The organism is Streptomyces sp. NPDC058864 (assembly GCF_042742985.1).
GTDB lineage: Bacteria > Actinomycetota > Actinomycetes > Streptomycetales > Streptomycetaceae > Actinacidiphila.
In genome coordinates this window covers 1-12,866 of sequence record NZ_JBHYMQ010000048.1, presented here as the reverse complement: position 1 = coordinate 12,866, position 12,866 = coordinate 1, and the positions used below count along the sequence as shown (strand labels likewise).

10 protein-coding genes are annotated in these 12,866 nt (G+C 73.8%); 1 reads left to right on the top strand and 9 read right to left on the bottom strand.

All coding sequences use genetic code 11. The annotated features are described in order from the left end of the window. Window positions 1-27 precede the first annotated feature (27 nt). The 6 genes from ACFW3D_RS28985 to ACFW3D_RS28960 form a co-directional block, all read right to left on the bottom strand. Window positions 28-1,386, bottom strand: a complete 1,359-nt coding sequence (locus ACFW3D_RS28985; protein WP_500508834.1) for a (2Fe-2S)-binding protein — start codon at window positions 1,384-1,386, stop codon at window positions 28-30. Continuing rightward, window positions 1,383-2,276 (bottom strand): FAD binding domain-containing protein, encoded by an 894-nt coding sequence (locus ACFW3D_RS28980; protein WP_500508832.1) that lies wholly within the window; start codon window positions 2,274-2,276, stop codon window positions 1,383-1,385. Before ACFW3D_RS28980 ends, ACFW3D_RS28985 begins: the two co-directional genes overlap by 4 nt. Window positions 2,277-2,537: 261 nt before the next feature. Further along, window positions 2,538-4,169, bottom strand: a complete 1,632-nt coding sequence (locus tag ACFW3D_RS28975) for a beta-N-acetylhexosaminidase (protein ID WP_500508830.1) — start codon at window positions 4,167-4,169, stop codon at window positions 2,538-2,540. 88 nt (window positions 4,170-4,257) lie between these two features. Continuing rightward, complete coding sequence (locus tag ACFW3D_RS28970; RefSeq protein WP_500508829.1) at window positions 4,258-5,421, bottom strand: hypothetical protein; 1,164 nt, start codon at window positions 5,419-5,421, stop codon at window positions 4,258-4,260. Window positions 5,422-5,488: 67 nt separating this feature from the next. Beyond that, entirely contained in the window at window positions 5,489-5,770 is a 282-nt protein-coding gene (locus ACFW3D_RS28965) for a DUF3039 domain-containing protein (RefSeq protein WP_500508827.1), read from the bottom strand. An 11-nt stretch (window positions 5,771-5,781) separates the two neighbouring features. Continuing rightward, complete coding sequence (locus ACFW3D_RS28960) at window positions 5,782-6,360, bottom strand: YqgE/AlgH family protein (RefSeq protein ID WP_450398601.1); 579 nt, start codon at window positions 6,358-6,360, stop codon at window positions 5,782-5,784. Between the two features lie 253 nt (window positions 6,361-6,613). Between ACFW3D_RS28960 and murA the strand changes: the two genes are divergently transcribed. Next, the gene (gene murA / locus ACFW3D_RS28955) at window positions 6,614-7,948 is read left to right on the top strand and encodes a UDP-N-acetylglucosamine 1-carboxyvinyltransferase (protein ID WP_500508825.1); all 1,335 of its coding nucleotides are present in this window, start codon (window positions 6,614-6,616) and stop codon (window positions 7,946-7,948) included. Window positions 7,949-8,029: 81 nt separating this feature from the next. On the opposite strand, the gene ACFW3D_RS28950 is transcribed toward murA, so the two are convergent. The 3 genes from ACFW3D_RS28950 to ACFW3D_RS28940 form a co-directional block, all read right to left on the bottom strand. Further along, entirely contained in the window at window positions 8,030-8,311 is a 282-nt protein-coding gene (locus ACFW3D_RS28950) for an HU family DNA-binding protein (RefSeq protein ID WP_018564081.1), read from the bottom strand. 198 nt (window positions 8,312-8,509) lie between these two features. Further along, window positions 8,510-9,931, bottom strand: a complete 1,422-nt coding sequence (locus ACFW3D_RS28945; protein ID WP_500508824.1) for an NAD-dependent malic enzyme — start codon at window positions 9,929-9,931, stop codon at window positions 8,510-8,512. A gap of 351 nt (window positions 9,932-10,282) precedes the next feature. After that, a complete protein-coding gene (locus ACFW3D_RS28940) occupies window positions 10,283-12,556 on the bottom strand; it encodes a HelD family protein (RefSeq protein ID WP_500508821.1) in 2,274 nt (757 codons plus the stop codon). Window positions 12,557-12,866: the final 310 nt, after the last annotated feature.

Here is a 12,866-nt window from a genome sequence, read left to right as displayed (position 1 = left end):
GGTGCCGGGTCAAGCGGTTCGGGGTGCTCACGCCGGGCCTCCGGAGGAGGGGCGCGGGTGCGGGACGCGGATGCCGTCGGCGGGGTCGCCCGCGATGTCGTCCGCGGCGCCCTCGGCGGTCTCCTCGCGCTCGGCCACGACCTGGCGGACGGCTTCCAGGACGCCCTGGTAGCCGGAGCAGCGGCAGAGGTTGCCGCTGATGGCCTGCCGGGTCTCCAGCTCGGTCGGGTTGTGGTTGCCCTCGAGCAGGTCGTGCACGGTCATCGCCATGCCGGGGATGCAGAAACCGCACTGCACGGCCCCGCACGCGGCGAGCGCGCGCTGGACGTCGGAGGAGCCGCCGTCGGCGGACAGCCCCTCGACGGTGCGGATGTCGCTGCCCGCGGCGGTCGCCGCGGGCACCAGGCAGGAGGCGACGAGCCGGCCGTCGACCTTGACCGAGCACGCTCCGCACTCGCCCTGCTCGCAGCCGTCCTTGGCGCCGGCGAGGCCGAGGCGCTCGCGCAGCACGTACAGCAGGGACTCGCCGAGCCAGGCGTCGGTGACGGGCCGGTCGGTGCCGTTGACGCTCAGGACGTAGGAGTCCACCGGGTGTTCGCTGTGCGCGTCCGCGACGGGCTCGTCACCGGGTTCCCCGGACGCCTCCTCCGGGGCCGCCTCCTCCGGAGCCGGGGGCTCCTGGGCCGCGAGGTCGGCGACGGGGTCCTCCGCGGGGTCCTCGACGGGCTCCTGCGGGTGCGCGAGCCCCTCGCCGGGAACCGGCTCGGGCCGGAACTCCCCGGGGTGGGGGGCGGTCGCGGGGTCGGGTGCGGTAGCGGGCGGGAAGCCGTACTCGCCGGACTCCCCGGCGACACCGTCCGGGGCGAGCGGCAGCGTCCACTGCCCGGTGGCGTCCGCGGGCAGCGACCAGCCGCCGTCGGCCGGGCCCGCGGGCGGCACCGGGGGCGCCTGCGGGGCGGCGGGGGCCGTCCAGGGCTGCGCCGAGTCAGGGGTGGGGGTGGGCACGAAGGCTCCCACCGAGTACTCGCCGGAGTCGTCGGCGGCGGGGTCCTCACGCACGACGGGGATAACCCACGTCGTGGCCGCGTCCTCACCGGCGGCCGGGGCGGCGGGCGCCTCGGTGTGGGCGACCGTCATCGGCACGGCGGGCGGCTCGGGCGCGTAGCCGTGGCCCGGGGCGGCGAGCGGGTCGGCGCCCGGCTCGGTCATGGACAACTGCGCCGCGAAGGAGACGTGCATGGTCTGGTCGGGGTCGTACTCGCCGTGGGGCAGGGGCTCCCACACCCCGTGCCCGGGGGTGAATCCCCCGCCGTACGGGGAGCCCTCCTGCGGCTGGTCGGTCATGCGCCCGTCCGGTGTCCTGTCGTCGTACACGTCGTCACTCATGCCAGTGCCCTCCCCAGCGCGCGGCGGGCCAGTGCGGCCACCGTACGCCGCAGCTGGACGGCCGCGGGGGGCAGTTCGGGGGCTGCGTTGCCGTCCGCGGCCGGCAGCGGGTCGGGGATGCAGGCGGCGGCGACGTACTCGCCGAAGGCCGTGAGGGCCTCCGGTGCCAGCGTGCGCTCGCCGTCCCAGTCGATCAGCCCGGCGACCCAGCGCTCGGCCTCGAGCGGCCGCAGCGGCACCGGTGCGACAGCTCCCACCGCGCAGCGTACGCCCCGGCGGGCGGGATCGAGGACGACCGCGATGGACGCGATCGCGCGGCCGGGTCCGGTGCGGCCGGTGGCCTTGAGGAAGGTCTGCGGCGCGTGCAGCAGCGGGACCCGGACGTACGCCAGGACCTCGCCCGGCCGCAGCGGGTCCATGCCGGTGAGCAGGTGGCTGACCGGCAGCTCGCGGTTGCCGTCCGGCCCGGCGACGAGGACGGACGCCTCCAGGGCGGCCAGCACGGGCAGCGAGTCGCCGGTGGGGGCGGCGCCGGCGATGTTGCCGCCGAGCGTGCCCGCGTTGCGGATCTGCGGGGGCCCCGCGGCGCGCGCGGCGGCGGCCAGGGCGGGGATGAGAGCGGCGAAGTCCGGGCGGCCCATGCGGGCGTGGGTGAGGCCGGCGCCGAGCAGTGCGGCGCCGTCCGCGTACTGCCAGCCGCGGATCTCGCTGATCCGCCCGAGGCCGACCAGTCCCGCGGGACGCAGCAGCCCGGAGTTCACGGCCGCCATGAGGTCGGTGCCTCCGGCGACGGGCACGGCGGTGGGCGCGGCGGCCAAGGCCGCCACGGCCTCGTCGAGCGAGGTCGGCAACGCCACATTGCGCGCTGCCTGCCGTGCGTACGTGCTCACGCAGCTGCCCCTTCCCCGGCTGTCCGCGGTGCGGTAGCCGTACGGTACGTGCTGACAGCCCGGACGTGGCAACTCTGGCACATCTTCCGGGGTGATCAACGCGAGGGTCGCAAAGGAGAACCCGGCTTCCGGATGGAACTCCGTCCGGTTCGCGGCTTTCTCCAGGTTGCGACGGGAATGGCCTCCTTCACGCGCCTTGCCGTGATTGGCCACACCACCCTGCCATCTCCCGCGCCGACCGGCCCCGCGTTGTGGCAGGCCTCACACGATCGGGGGCGGCCCCTCGATCGGGCGTCCGATGACGCCCGGACGCCGCTGCCACGGCAGCGGACCGCCCGGCGGCCGGTATTCGACCCCCAGTGCGTCAAGTCGCCCGTAGTGGGTGGCCATTCGGGCGGCGAAGCCCTCGTGGTCACGGGCGGCGGGCGCGGGCAGCCGGCTCCAGACCGTCTCGGCGAAGGCGGCGAGCCGCGGGAAGGCCATGTAGTCCACCGCGCGGACCGAATCCATCGTCTCCGTCCAGATGTTGGCCTGCGCGCCGAGGACGTGGGCGGCCTCCTCCGCGGTGAGGCCGTCCGGGACCGGCTCGAAGCGGTAGACGTCCTCCAGGGTGCGAACGTGCGCGATCGGCACCGGCTCGTCCTCGCCGTCCGACTGGCGCCAGTCCAGGTAGACCTGGCTCTCCGGGCACATTACGACGTCGTGCCCCGCCCTGGCCGCCGCGATCCCGCCCGCGTAGCCGCGCCAGGAGGAGACGGCGGCGCCCTCGGCCAGTCCGCCCTCCAGGATCTCGTCCCAGCCGATCAGCCGGCGGCCGCGGGCGCTCAGCCAGGTGTCGAAGTGCCGGACGAACCAGCTCTGCAGCTCGTCCTCGTCGCGCAGCCCCAGCTCCTTGATGCGGGCCTGGACGGTGGCGGAGGCGCGCCACTGGTCCTTGGGGCACTCGTCGCCGCCGATGTGCACGAACTCCGAGGGGAAGACCTCCAGGAGTTCGGCGAGGACGTCCTCGTAGAAGCGCACGGTGGCCTCGGTAGGCGCCAGCACGTTGGGGTTGATGCCCCAACCGGTCAGCACCGGCAGGGCGGCGGTGTCCACCACGTCCGCGTTGCCGAGTTCCGGGTAGGCGGCGATGGCGGCCTGCGAGTGGCCGGGGACGTCGATCTCGGGCACGACCGTCACGTGCCGCCCGGCCGCGTACGCCACGATCTCACGCAGGTCGTCCTGGGTGTAGTAACCGCCGTGCGGGCGCTCGTCCCACAGGGGGGACTCGCGCAGCCCGACCTTGGTGCGGGTGCGCCAGGCGCCGACCTCGGTCAGGCGGGGGTGGCGGCGGATCTCCACCCGCCAGCCCTGGTCGTCGGTCAGGTGCAGGTGGAGCACGTTCAGTTTGTGCGCGGCCAGCAGGTCGACGTAACGCAGGACGACGTCCTTGGGCATGAAGTGCCGCGCCACGTCCAGCAGTACGCCCCGCCACCCGAACCGCGGGGCGTCCTCGACGGAGCAGTGCGGCAGGCGCCAGGCGCGTCCCGGCAGCGGCGCCCGCCGGAAGGCGTCGGCGCCGAGCAACTGCCGTACGGTCTGGGCGCCCCAGAACACCCCCGCCGCTCCCCCGCCGGCGATGTGCACGCCGTCCGCGGCGGACACCGTCACGCGGTGGCCCTCGGCGCCGAGGCGCTCGGTCAGGTCCGGGTCGAGGCGGAGCGTGATCGTGCCGGGCGCGCCCGCGGGCGGCGGGGGCAGCGGGAGCCCGGTGGCGGCCCCGACCGTGGCGCGCAGCCAGTGCGCGGTCCCCTCGGTGCCGGGACCGGCGTCGAGGGTGGTGCCGGGGCCGAGGTCCACATGACCGCCGTCTGCGTGCCGGTGCGCCTCGACGGGCGCCGGGATGAGGTCCATGGCGACCATCCTGCCGCGCCCGCGGCAACTGGAATAGACCAATCGCCGCCTCTTTCCGGCCCGTGTCCCGGCCGGGAGCGGGCCGCCCTCAGCCGGCCGTCCGGCGGGCCCGGTTCAGCGCGAGAAGGGGGATCAGCATGCCGACGACGCACCACAGGACGTGCGCCACGGTCACCACGGACCACACCGCCGTGGAGCCGGCCCGCGCCACGGACAGCGCCACGGTGGTGCCGACGAGGGCGACGACGGCGGCCAGTTGGAGGACGGCGTGCCGGCTGGGCAGGAAGTCGCGCTGCAGGAAGGCGTCGCCGTACCACCAGCGCACCGCGCGGGCGGCGGCGAGCAGCACCACGACGGCACCCGCCGCGACACCCAGGACGGCCGGAAGCGGCCACGGGTTGCCGTCGGCGGCGGAGGCGGCCGCCAGACCGGTGGCGGCGAACGGGAGCACCGGCAGGAAGGCCCCCGTGGTGAGGGCAACGGCCCGGCCGCGGGCCGGGTCCCTGCTCAACTCGGTCCGGGCCAGGGCGCGTACGGTCTGCAGCCGCCCCCGGCCGGTGCTGCCGGAGCGACGGGCCTGCAGCAGCCACAGCGCGCCCGCCAGCGCCGTCAGGACGGCCAGTCCGCCGGCCAGCACCCAGGGATCGGCGAAGAGCACCAGCGGGACCACCAGCAGCGCGGGCACGGCCCGCGGCCACCGGCGCCGCCCCGCCACGTCGGCGGGCGGGGCGCCGAGCTCCAGGGCCCGGGTGACGACCGTGCGGCGTTCGGCACGGGCGGAGGGCCGGAGCGAGAGGTCCAGCGCCCGTGCGAGCGCGACGTGCGCCTCGGCCTCGCGCGGCGCGATCAGGACCGCCCGCCGGGCGGCGGCGACCGCCTCGGGGCGGCGGGAGAGCATCCGGCAGGCGTCGGCGACCAGCACCTGGGCGCGCCACTCGCGGGGGTCGGCGGCGGCCACCCGCAGCCCGAGTCCGAGGGCCGCGTGCGCGTCACCCAGCATCAGCAGGACGAGCCCGGCCAGCAGCGGCGGGTCCGGGTCGCCGCGCTCCGCGTGCGCCAGCGCCCAGTCGACGGCCTCCCGGGCCCGGTCGGCCCGCCGCTCGTAGGCGAAGACCCTGGCCCGTACGAGGTAGCCGAAGCTGCCGTTGCGGGCGACGAAGGCGTCGTCGACGAGCGAGTGCGCCATCGCGAAGCGCCCGCGCTCGCAGAGCCCGAAGACCCGGTCCGCCGTGACGGCGTCGTCCTGCGCCATGTCCCCCCGAACGCGCGGGACGCGGCCGCCGTTCCGCGGCCGTACCCGCCGGGTGCCGTGGCGGCCGCTACTTGCCGCCCTTGTCCTTGTCCCCGCCGCCGGTGGGCATGGATTCGAAGATCTCCTTGCACATCGGGCACACCGGGTACTTCTTGGGGTCCCGGCCGGGCACCCAGACCTTGCCGCACAGCGCGACCACCGGCGATCCGGAGAGCGCGCTCTCCATGATCTTGTCCTTCTGGACGTAGTGCGCGAAGCGCTCGTGGTCGCCGTCGCCGTGCGACACCTGCGGGGTCGGTTCGACGAGGGTGCCGGTGCCCGCCCCGCGCTCGGGCTCGAGAGTGCTCATGGCACGCAAGCCTAATTCAGAGACGGATCGTCCGGATACGTCGCGACCATCGCGAGTTCACTGCGCTGCCTGCGCAGCACGGAGCGCCACAGCTGCTCCGGGTCCGGGGAGAAGACGTCCCCCGGCTCGGACTCCACCACGTACCAGGCACCCTCGACGAGCTCGTCCTCCAGCTGGCCGGGCCCCCATCCGGCGTACCCGGCGAAGATGCGCAGGGAGCCCAGTTCGGCCGCGAGGAGCTCCGGCGGCGCCTCCAGGTCCACCAGGCCGATCGCGCCGTACACCCGGCGCCAGCCGAGCGGCTCCGCGTCCTCGCCGTCCCGCGGCTCCCCGGGCACCACGGCCAGACCCAGTGCGGAGTCCAGCGAGACGGGCCCGCCCTGGAAGACGACCTGCGGCGCGCCCGCCAGACCGGCCCAGGACTCCAGGACGTCGCCGACCCCGACGGGCGTGGGGCGGTTGAGGACGACGCCGAGCGACCCCTCCTCGTCGTGGTCGAGGAGGAGCACCACCGCCCGGTCGAAGTTCGGGTCCGCGAGCGCGGGCGTCGCGACGAGCAGCCTGCCGGTGAGCGATGACACTTCGGTCATGGTCAACATAATCCCGCATTCCGCCGCCGCGCGGGGTGGCAACGGCCCCCTTTTCCGCGCCGGCGGCGGCGCGGAGGCGGCCGGACCGGACACCCTCCGGCACCGCGCGAACGCTCAGGGTGCTGTAGCGAAGCCATTACATGAGTGGGACCTCACAGGCCTCTTCCCGGCGCCGGAAGGCCGATTACCATTTCTCCTTGGTGCCTGCGGGGACCGAGCTTCCTTTCTGCCCGTCTCCAGGAACGCGAGAGCAATGACCGGCCTTAACGACGTACTGCTCGTCCACGGTGGCACACCCCTCGAGGGGGAGATCCACGTCCGCGGCGCGAAGAACCTCGTGCCCAAGGCGATGGTGGCGGCGCTGCTGGGCAGCGAACCCAGCCGGCTGCGCAACGTGCCCGACATCCGGGACGTGCGCGTGGTGCGAGGCCTGCTGCAACTGCACGGGGTGACCGTGCAGGCCGGCGACGAGCCCGGGGAACTGCTGCTCGACCCGTCCAAGGTGGAGAGCGCGAACGTCGCCGACATCGACGCGCACGCGGGCTCCTCGCGGATCCCGATCCTGTTCTGCGGCCCGCTGCTGCACCGCCTCGGCCACGCCTTCATCCCGGGCCTCGGCGGCTGCGACATCGGCGGCCGGCCGATCGACTTCCACTTCGACGTGCTGCGCAAGTTCGGCGCGGTGATCGAGAAGCGCCCCGAGGGCCAGTACCTGGAGGCCCCGCAGCGGCTGCGCGGCTGCAAGATCGAACTCCCGTACCCGTCGGTCGGCGCGACCGAGCAGGTGCTGCTGACGGCCGTCCTGGCCGAGGGCGTCACCGAGCTGAGCAACGCCGCGATCGAGCCGGAGATCGAGGACCTCATCTGCGTCCTGCAGAAGATGGGTGCCATCATCACGATGGGCACCAACCGCACCATCCACATCACCGGCGTGGACAAGCTCGGCGGCTACAACCACCGCGCCCTCCCGGACCGCCTGGAGGCCGCATCCTGGGCCTGCGCGGCCCTGGCCACCGAGGGCAACGTCTACGTCCGCGGCGCCAGCCAGCGCGAGATGATGACCTTCCTCAACGTCTTCCGCAAGGTGGGCGGCGCGTTCGAGGTCGACGACGACGGCATCCGCTTCTGGCACCCCGGCGGCCCGCTGAACGCCATCGCCCTGGAGACGGACGTCCACCCCGGCTTCCAGACCGACTGGCAGCAGCCGCTGGTCGTGGCCCTCACGCAGGCCTCCGGCTTGTCCATCGTCCACGAGACGGTCTACGAGTCCCGGCTGGGCTTCACCTCGGCGCTCAACCAGATGGGTGCCCACATCCAGCTCTACCGCGAGTGCCTGGGCGGCACGCCCTGCCGCTTCGGCCAGCGCAACTTCCTGCACTCGGCCGTCGTCAGCGGGCCGACCCGGCTGCAGGGCGCCGACCTGGTCATCCCCGACCTGCGCGGCGGCTTCTCGTACCTGATCGCGGCCCTGGCCGCGCAGGGCACCTCGCGGGTCCACGGCATCGACCTGATCAACCGCGGCTACGAGAACTTCATGCAGAAGCTGGAGAAGCTCGGCGCCAAGGTCGAGCTGCCCGGCACGGACTGACCGGCGCCCACCGCCTGACACACGAAAGGGCGGCCTCCCCGCGGGGAGGCCGCCCTTTCACATGTCGCGGTAGTCGCGGAATTACTTGCCCTTGGCGGCTTCCTTGAGCTTCGAGCCCGCGGAGACCTTCACGCTGTAGCCGGCCGGGATCTGGATCGGGTCACCGGTCTGCGGGTTGCGCGCGGTGCGCGCGGCACGGTGGCTGCGCTCGAAGGTGAGGAAGCCGGGGATGGTGACCTTCTCGTCGCCCTTGGCGACGATCTCGCCGACGACCTCGGCGAACGCGGCCAGAACGGCGTCGGCGTCCTTGCGGGTCACCTCGGCGCGCTCGGACAGCGCGGCCACCAGCTCACTGCGGTTCATCTAAGTACTCCTTGCATGGAAACCCCCAACGTCGACCGTCGGGGAAGACGCATTGTGAAGACGCTCATCGCGCTTCTGCGGTGCGGCCCTCACCGCCCAGGTACGCATCCTGCCCCTATTTCTGGGGGAAACGCCAATCCGGCACCCGGGAGAGTCACACAAAAAGCGGGTCGTGTACGGCCCGATGACGCTCCGTCGTCACGGGGTCGCGGTGAGGCCCTGTGCCTTCGCGGCCTCGCGGACGGCGCCGGCGACGGCGCCCGCGACCTTGTCGTTGAAGACGCTCGGGATGATGTAGTTCGGGTTGAGTTCGTCCTCGGTGACGACGTCCGCGAGGGCGGTCGCCGCCGCGAGCATCATCTCGGTGTTCACCGTCCGGCTCTGGGCGTCCAGCAGGCCGCGGAAGACACCCGGGAAGACCAGGACGTTGTTGATCTGGTTCGGGAAGTCGCTGCGCCCCGTGGCGACGACCGCGGCGGTCTCCCGGGCGACCGCCGGGTCGACCTCGGGGTCCGGGTTGGCGAGGGCGAAGACGATGGCGCCGTCGGCCATGGCGGCGACGTCCGCGCCCTCCAGGACGTTGGGGGCGGAGACGCCGATGAAGACGTCCGCGCCGCGCACCGCCTCCCTCAGGGTCCCGGTGATCTCCTCCGGGTTGGTGTTGTCGGCGATCCAGCGCAGTGCCGACCCGGGGTCGGCCGCGACCAGGTCCTCCCGGCCGCTGTGCACGACGCCGTGGATGTCGGCCACGACCGCGTGCTTGACGCCCGCCGCGAGCAGCAGCTTGAGGATGGCCGTGCCGGCGGCGCCCGCGCCCGACATGACGACCCGGACGTCGCCGATCTGCTTGCCGACCACACGCAGCGCGTTGGTCAGCGCCGCGAGCACCACGATGGCGGTGCCGTGCTGGTCGTCGTGGAAGACCGGGATGTCCAGGGCCTCGCGCAGCCGGGCCTCGATCTCGAAGCAGCGGGGCGCCGAGATGTCCTCCAGGTTGATGCCGGCGAAGCCCGGGGCGATCGCCTTGACGATCTCCACGATCGCGTCGGTGTCCTGGGTGTCCAGGCAGATCGGCCAGGCGTCGATGCCCGCGAAGCGCTTGAAGAGCGCCGCCTTGCCCTCCATGACCGGCAGCGCGGCCTTCGGGCCGATGTTGCCGAGGCCCAGCACGGCCGAGCCGTCGGTGACCACGGCGACGCTGTTGCGCTTGATGGTCAGCCGGCGGGCGTCCTCGGGGTTCTTGGCGATCGCCATGCAGACCCGCGCCACACCGGGCGTGTAGACCATGGAGAGGTCGTCACGGTTGCGGATGGGGTGCTTCGACGCCATCTCGATCTTGCCGCCGAGGTGCATCAGGAACGTACGGTCGGACACCTTGCCGATCGCGACGCCCTCGATCTGCGCCAGCTTGGCGACGATCTCGTCCGCGTGCGCGGTCGAGGTGGCCGCGATGGTCACGTCGATCCGCAGCTTCTCGTGGCCGGAAGCGGTCACGTCCAAGCCGTGGACCGCTCCACCGGAGGCCTCCACGGCCGTGGTGAGCTGGCTGACCGCGGATCCGCTCGCGGGCACCTCCAGCCGCACCGTGATTGAGTACGAGACGCTCGGCGCCGTTGCCATGGCCGCTGTTCCTCCGCTGTCGCTGCTCTGTGCGCCCTCGATGCTGCCACCTACTGGTGGGTACGCGTAAACCCGGGGGGCCTACGACGAACTCTCGGGCAGCGCTGGGGTTCAACGGAAGCTTGTGTGCTTAATGTTCCCCCGGCCGCCACCGGAACGGCGCACACGAACGGAATGACAATCACGGATCGTTTGTTAGCCTGGGTGAGGCACCGGCTCGATCCAAGCCCCCGGGCCCAACCTTAGGCGCTTCGAGCGCCCACTTGCCGCGAGGCGAGCATGGCGGGTCGGTGTCGCACACGTCCGGCGGGGCGTCCCTCACGAAGGGGCGCCCCGCCGTCGTCATGGGGGTCAGTCCCGCAGCAGGTCCGGGACGCCGGCGCCGTCGGGCAGGTCGCGCCCGCCGGAGAGCACCGTCAGCCGCTGGGTGGCCCGGGTCAGCGCCACGTACAGCACCCGCAGCCCTGCCGGGGACTCGTCCGCGATCTCCGCGGGCGAGACGACCAGCGTCGCGTCGTACTCCAGGCCCTTGGCCTCCAGGCTGCCCAGAGCCACGACGCGCTCGCCCAGGCCCGCCAGCCAGCCCCGGGCCTCCTCCCGGCGGCCCATGGCCACGACCACGCCCACCGTGCCCTCGACCTCGCCGAGCAGCCGCTCCGCCTCCGCGCGCACCGCCTCCCCTGGATCGCCGTCGGCGGTCACCACGAACCGGGGAACCAGTCCCGTGGAGCGCACCGCGCGCGGCGACTCGCTGCCCGGCATGGCCAGCGCCAGCACCTTCGCCGCCAGCTCCGCGATCTCGGCCGGGTTGCGGTAGTTCACGGTGAGGGTGAAACGGCGTCGCGGACGGGTGCCCAGGGCCTCGTCGCGGGCGAGGGCCGCCTCGTCGGGGTCGGTCCACGAACTCTGCGCGGGGTCGCCGACCACCGTCCAGGTCGCGGCACGGCCCCGGCGGCCCACCATCCGCCACTGCATCGGGGTGAGGTCCTGCGCCTCGTCGACGATCACGTGCGCGTACTCCGTGCGCTCCGCGTCCAGCCGGTCCTGGCGGCTGCGCCGCCCGGCGGCCATCCGGTCGGCGAAGGTGGTGACCTCCTCCAGGCCGGTCAGCTGGTCCAGCGGGTCCGCCTCACGGCTGCGCACCTTGGGCGGCGGGCCCAGCAGCGCCTCCAGCTCGTCGAGCATCGCCACGTCGTGCACGGACAGCGCCCCGTTGCCCGCCGCGTCCAGCCGGCGCAGCGAGCGCGCCACCCGGCGCACCTCGGGCGGCGTCAGGACCCGCCGCGCCCAGCGCCCCATCCGCTTCTCGTCGGAGAGCGCGGCCAGCACCCCGCGCGGGGTCAGCACCGGCCACCAGGCGGCCAGGAAGTCCACGAACTCCTGCTCGGTGGAGACGTCCTCGTCGAAGCCCTGCCGCTCCTCGGCGGCCAGTTCCGGGTCGTCGAAGCGGCGCCCGGTCTTGCGCCACAGCGCGTCCAGCAGCAGACGGCGGGCCCGCGGCCGCAGCAGGTTCACCGGCGTCGTGCCGCCCAGCACGGCGTGCCGGATCCCCGACAGCTCCTCGGCGTCCAGCTCCAGCCGCCGCCCGAACGCCACCACCCGCAGCCGGTCCGGGCACCGCCCGGCCCCGCCGCCGTACTCCAGCACACCGCGGGCGGCCCTGCGCAGCACCTTCAGCATCCGCAGCGAGCCCTTGATCCGGGCGACCGCCGGATCGTCGTACGTGGTCGCCTCGGCGCCGTCCACGAGCGAGCCCACGGCGCGGATCGCGACCTGCCCCTCCTCGCCCAGCGAGGGCAGCACGCCCTCGGTGTACGCCACCAGCAGCGGCGTCGGGCTGACCACCAGGATCCCGCCCGCGTACCGTCGCCGGTCCTGGTACAGCAGGTACGCCGCCCGGTGCAGCGCCACGGCCGTCTTCCCCGTGCCGGGCCCGCCCGTCACCTCGGTGACCGACGCCGCGGGGGCCCGGATCACCACGTCCTGCTCGGCCTGGATGCTGGACACGATGTCCCGCATCGTGTGGCTGCGCGCCTGGCCCAGCGCGGCCATCAGCGCGCCGTCACCCACCACGGGCAGGCCCGTCGTCAGCTCCGGGCGCAGCAGGTCGTCCTCGACGCCCAGCACCTTGCGGCCCTTCGAGCGGATGACCCGCCGCCGCACCACCCGGCCGGGTGCGACCGGGGTCGCCCGGTAGAACGGCGCCGCCGCGGGGGCCCGCCAGTCGATCACCAGCGGCGCGTAGTCCCCGTCCAGCACGCCGAGCCGGCCGATGTGCAGGGTCTCGGCGACGTCCGCCGTCCCGTCCGGCCGGATCGCGTCGTCGGCGGGCTCCACGGAGGTGAACGCACCGTCCGGGCCCTTCTTGCCGTCCTTGCCCAGCAGCAGGTCGATCCGGCCGAAGAGGAAGTCCTCGAACTCCGCGTTCAGCCGGTTCAGGTGCAGCCCCGCCCGGAACACCTGGGCGTCCCGCTCCGCGAGCGCACCCGGCGTACCGACCTGGCCGCGCTTGACGGCGTCGTCCACGAGGAACTCCGCCTCGTGGATCTTCTCCTCGAGCCGGTCGTACACCCGGTCCAGATGCGTCTGCTCGACCGCGATCTCCGTGTCCCGGACCGCTGCCACGCAGGACCCCCTTCTTGTTCTTCCGTACGTCACGCGCCCCGGCGAACGGGGCAGCCTGTCACCGTACGCCAACCAGGCGTTTCCCGCCCACTCGGCAAGTGCCTCCGGACACGGTCCGGGGGTGCGGCTCCGCGGTCGCGGCGGGGGTTGGTGGGGGGTGGGGTGGGTGGAGGTCGGTGCTGCCGGTGTTCGGCTGTCCCCCCGTCTCGCTCCCTTCGGTCGCGGAGCGGCCGGCTGCGGAACGGGAGGGTGGGGGCGGGCCTTCGCGGCGGTGTGCGAGTGGGTGAGTGGCGGGGTGCAGGCGCCGGAG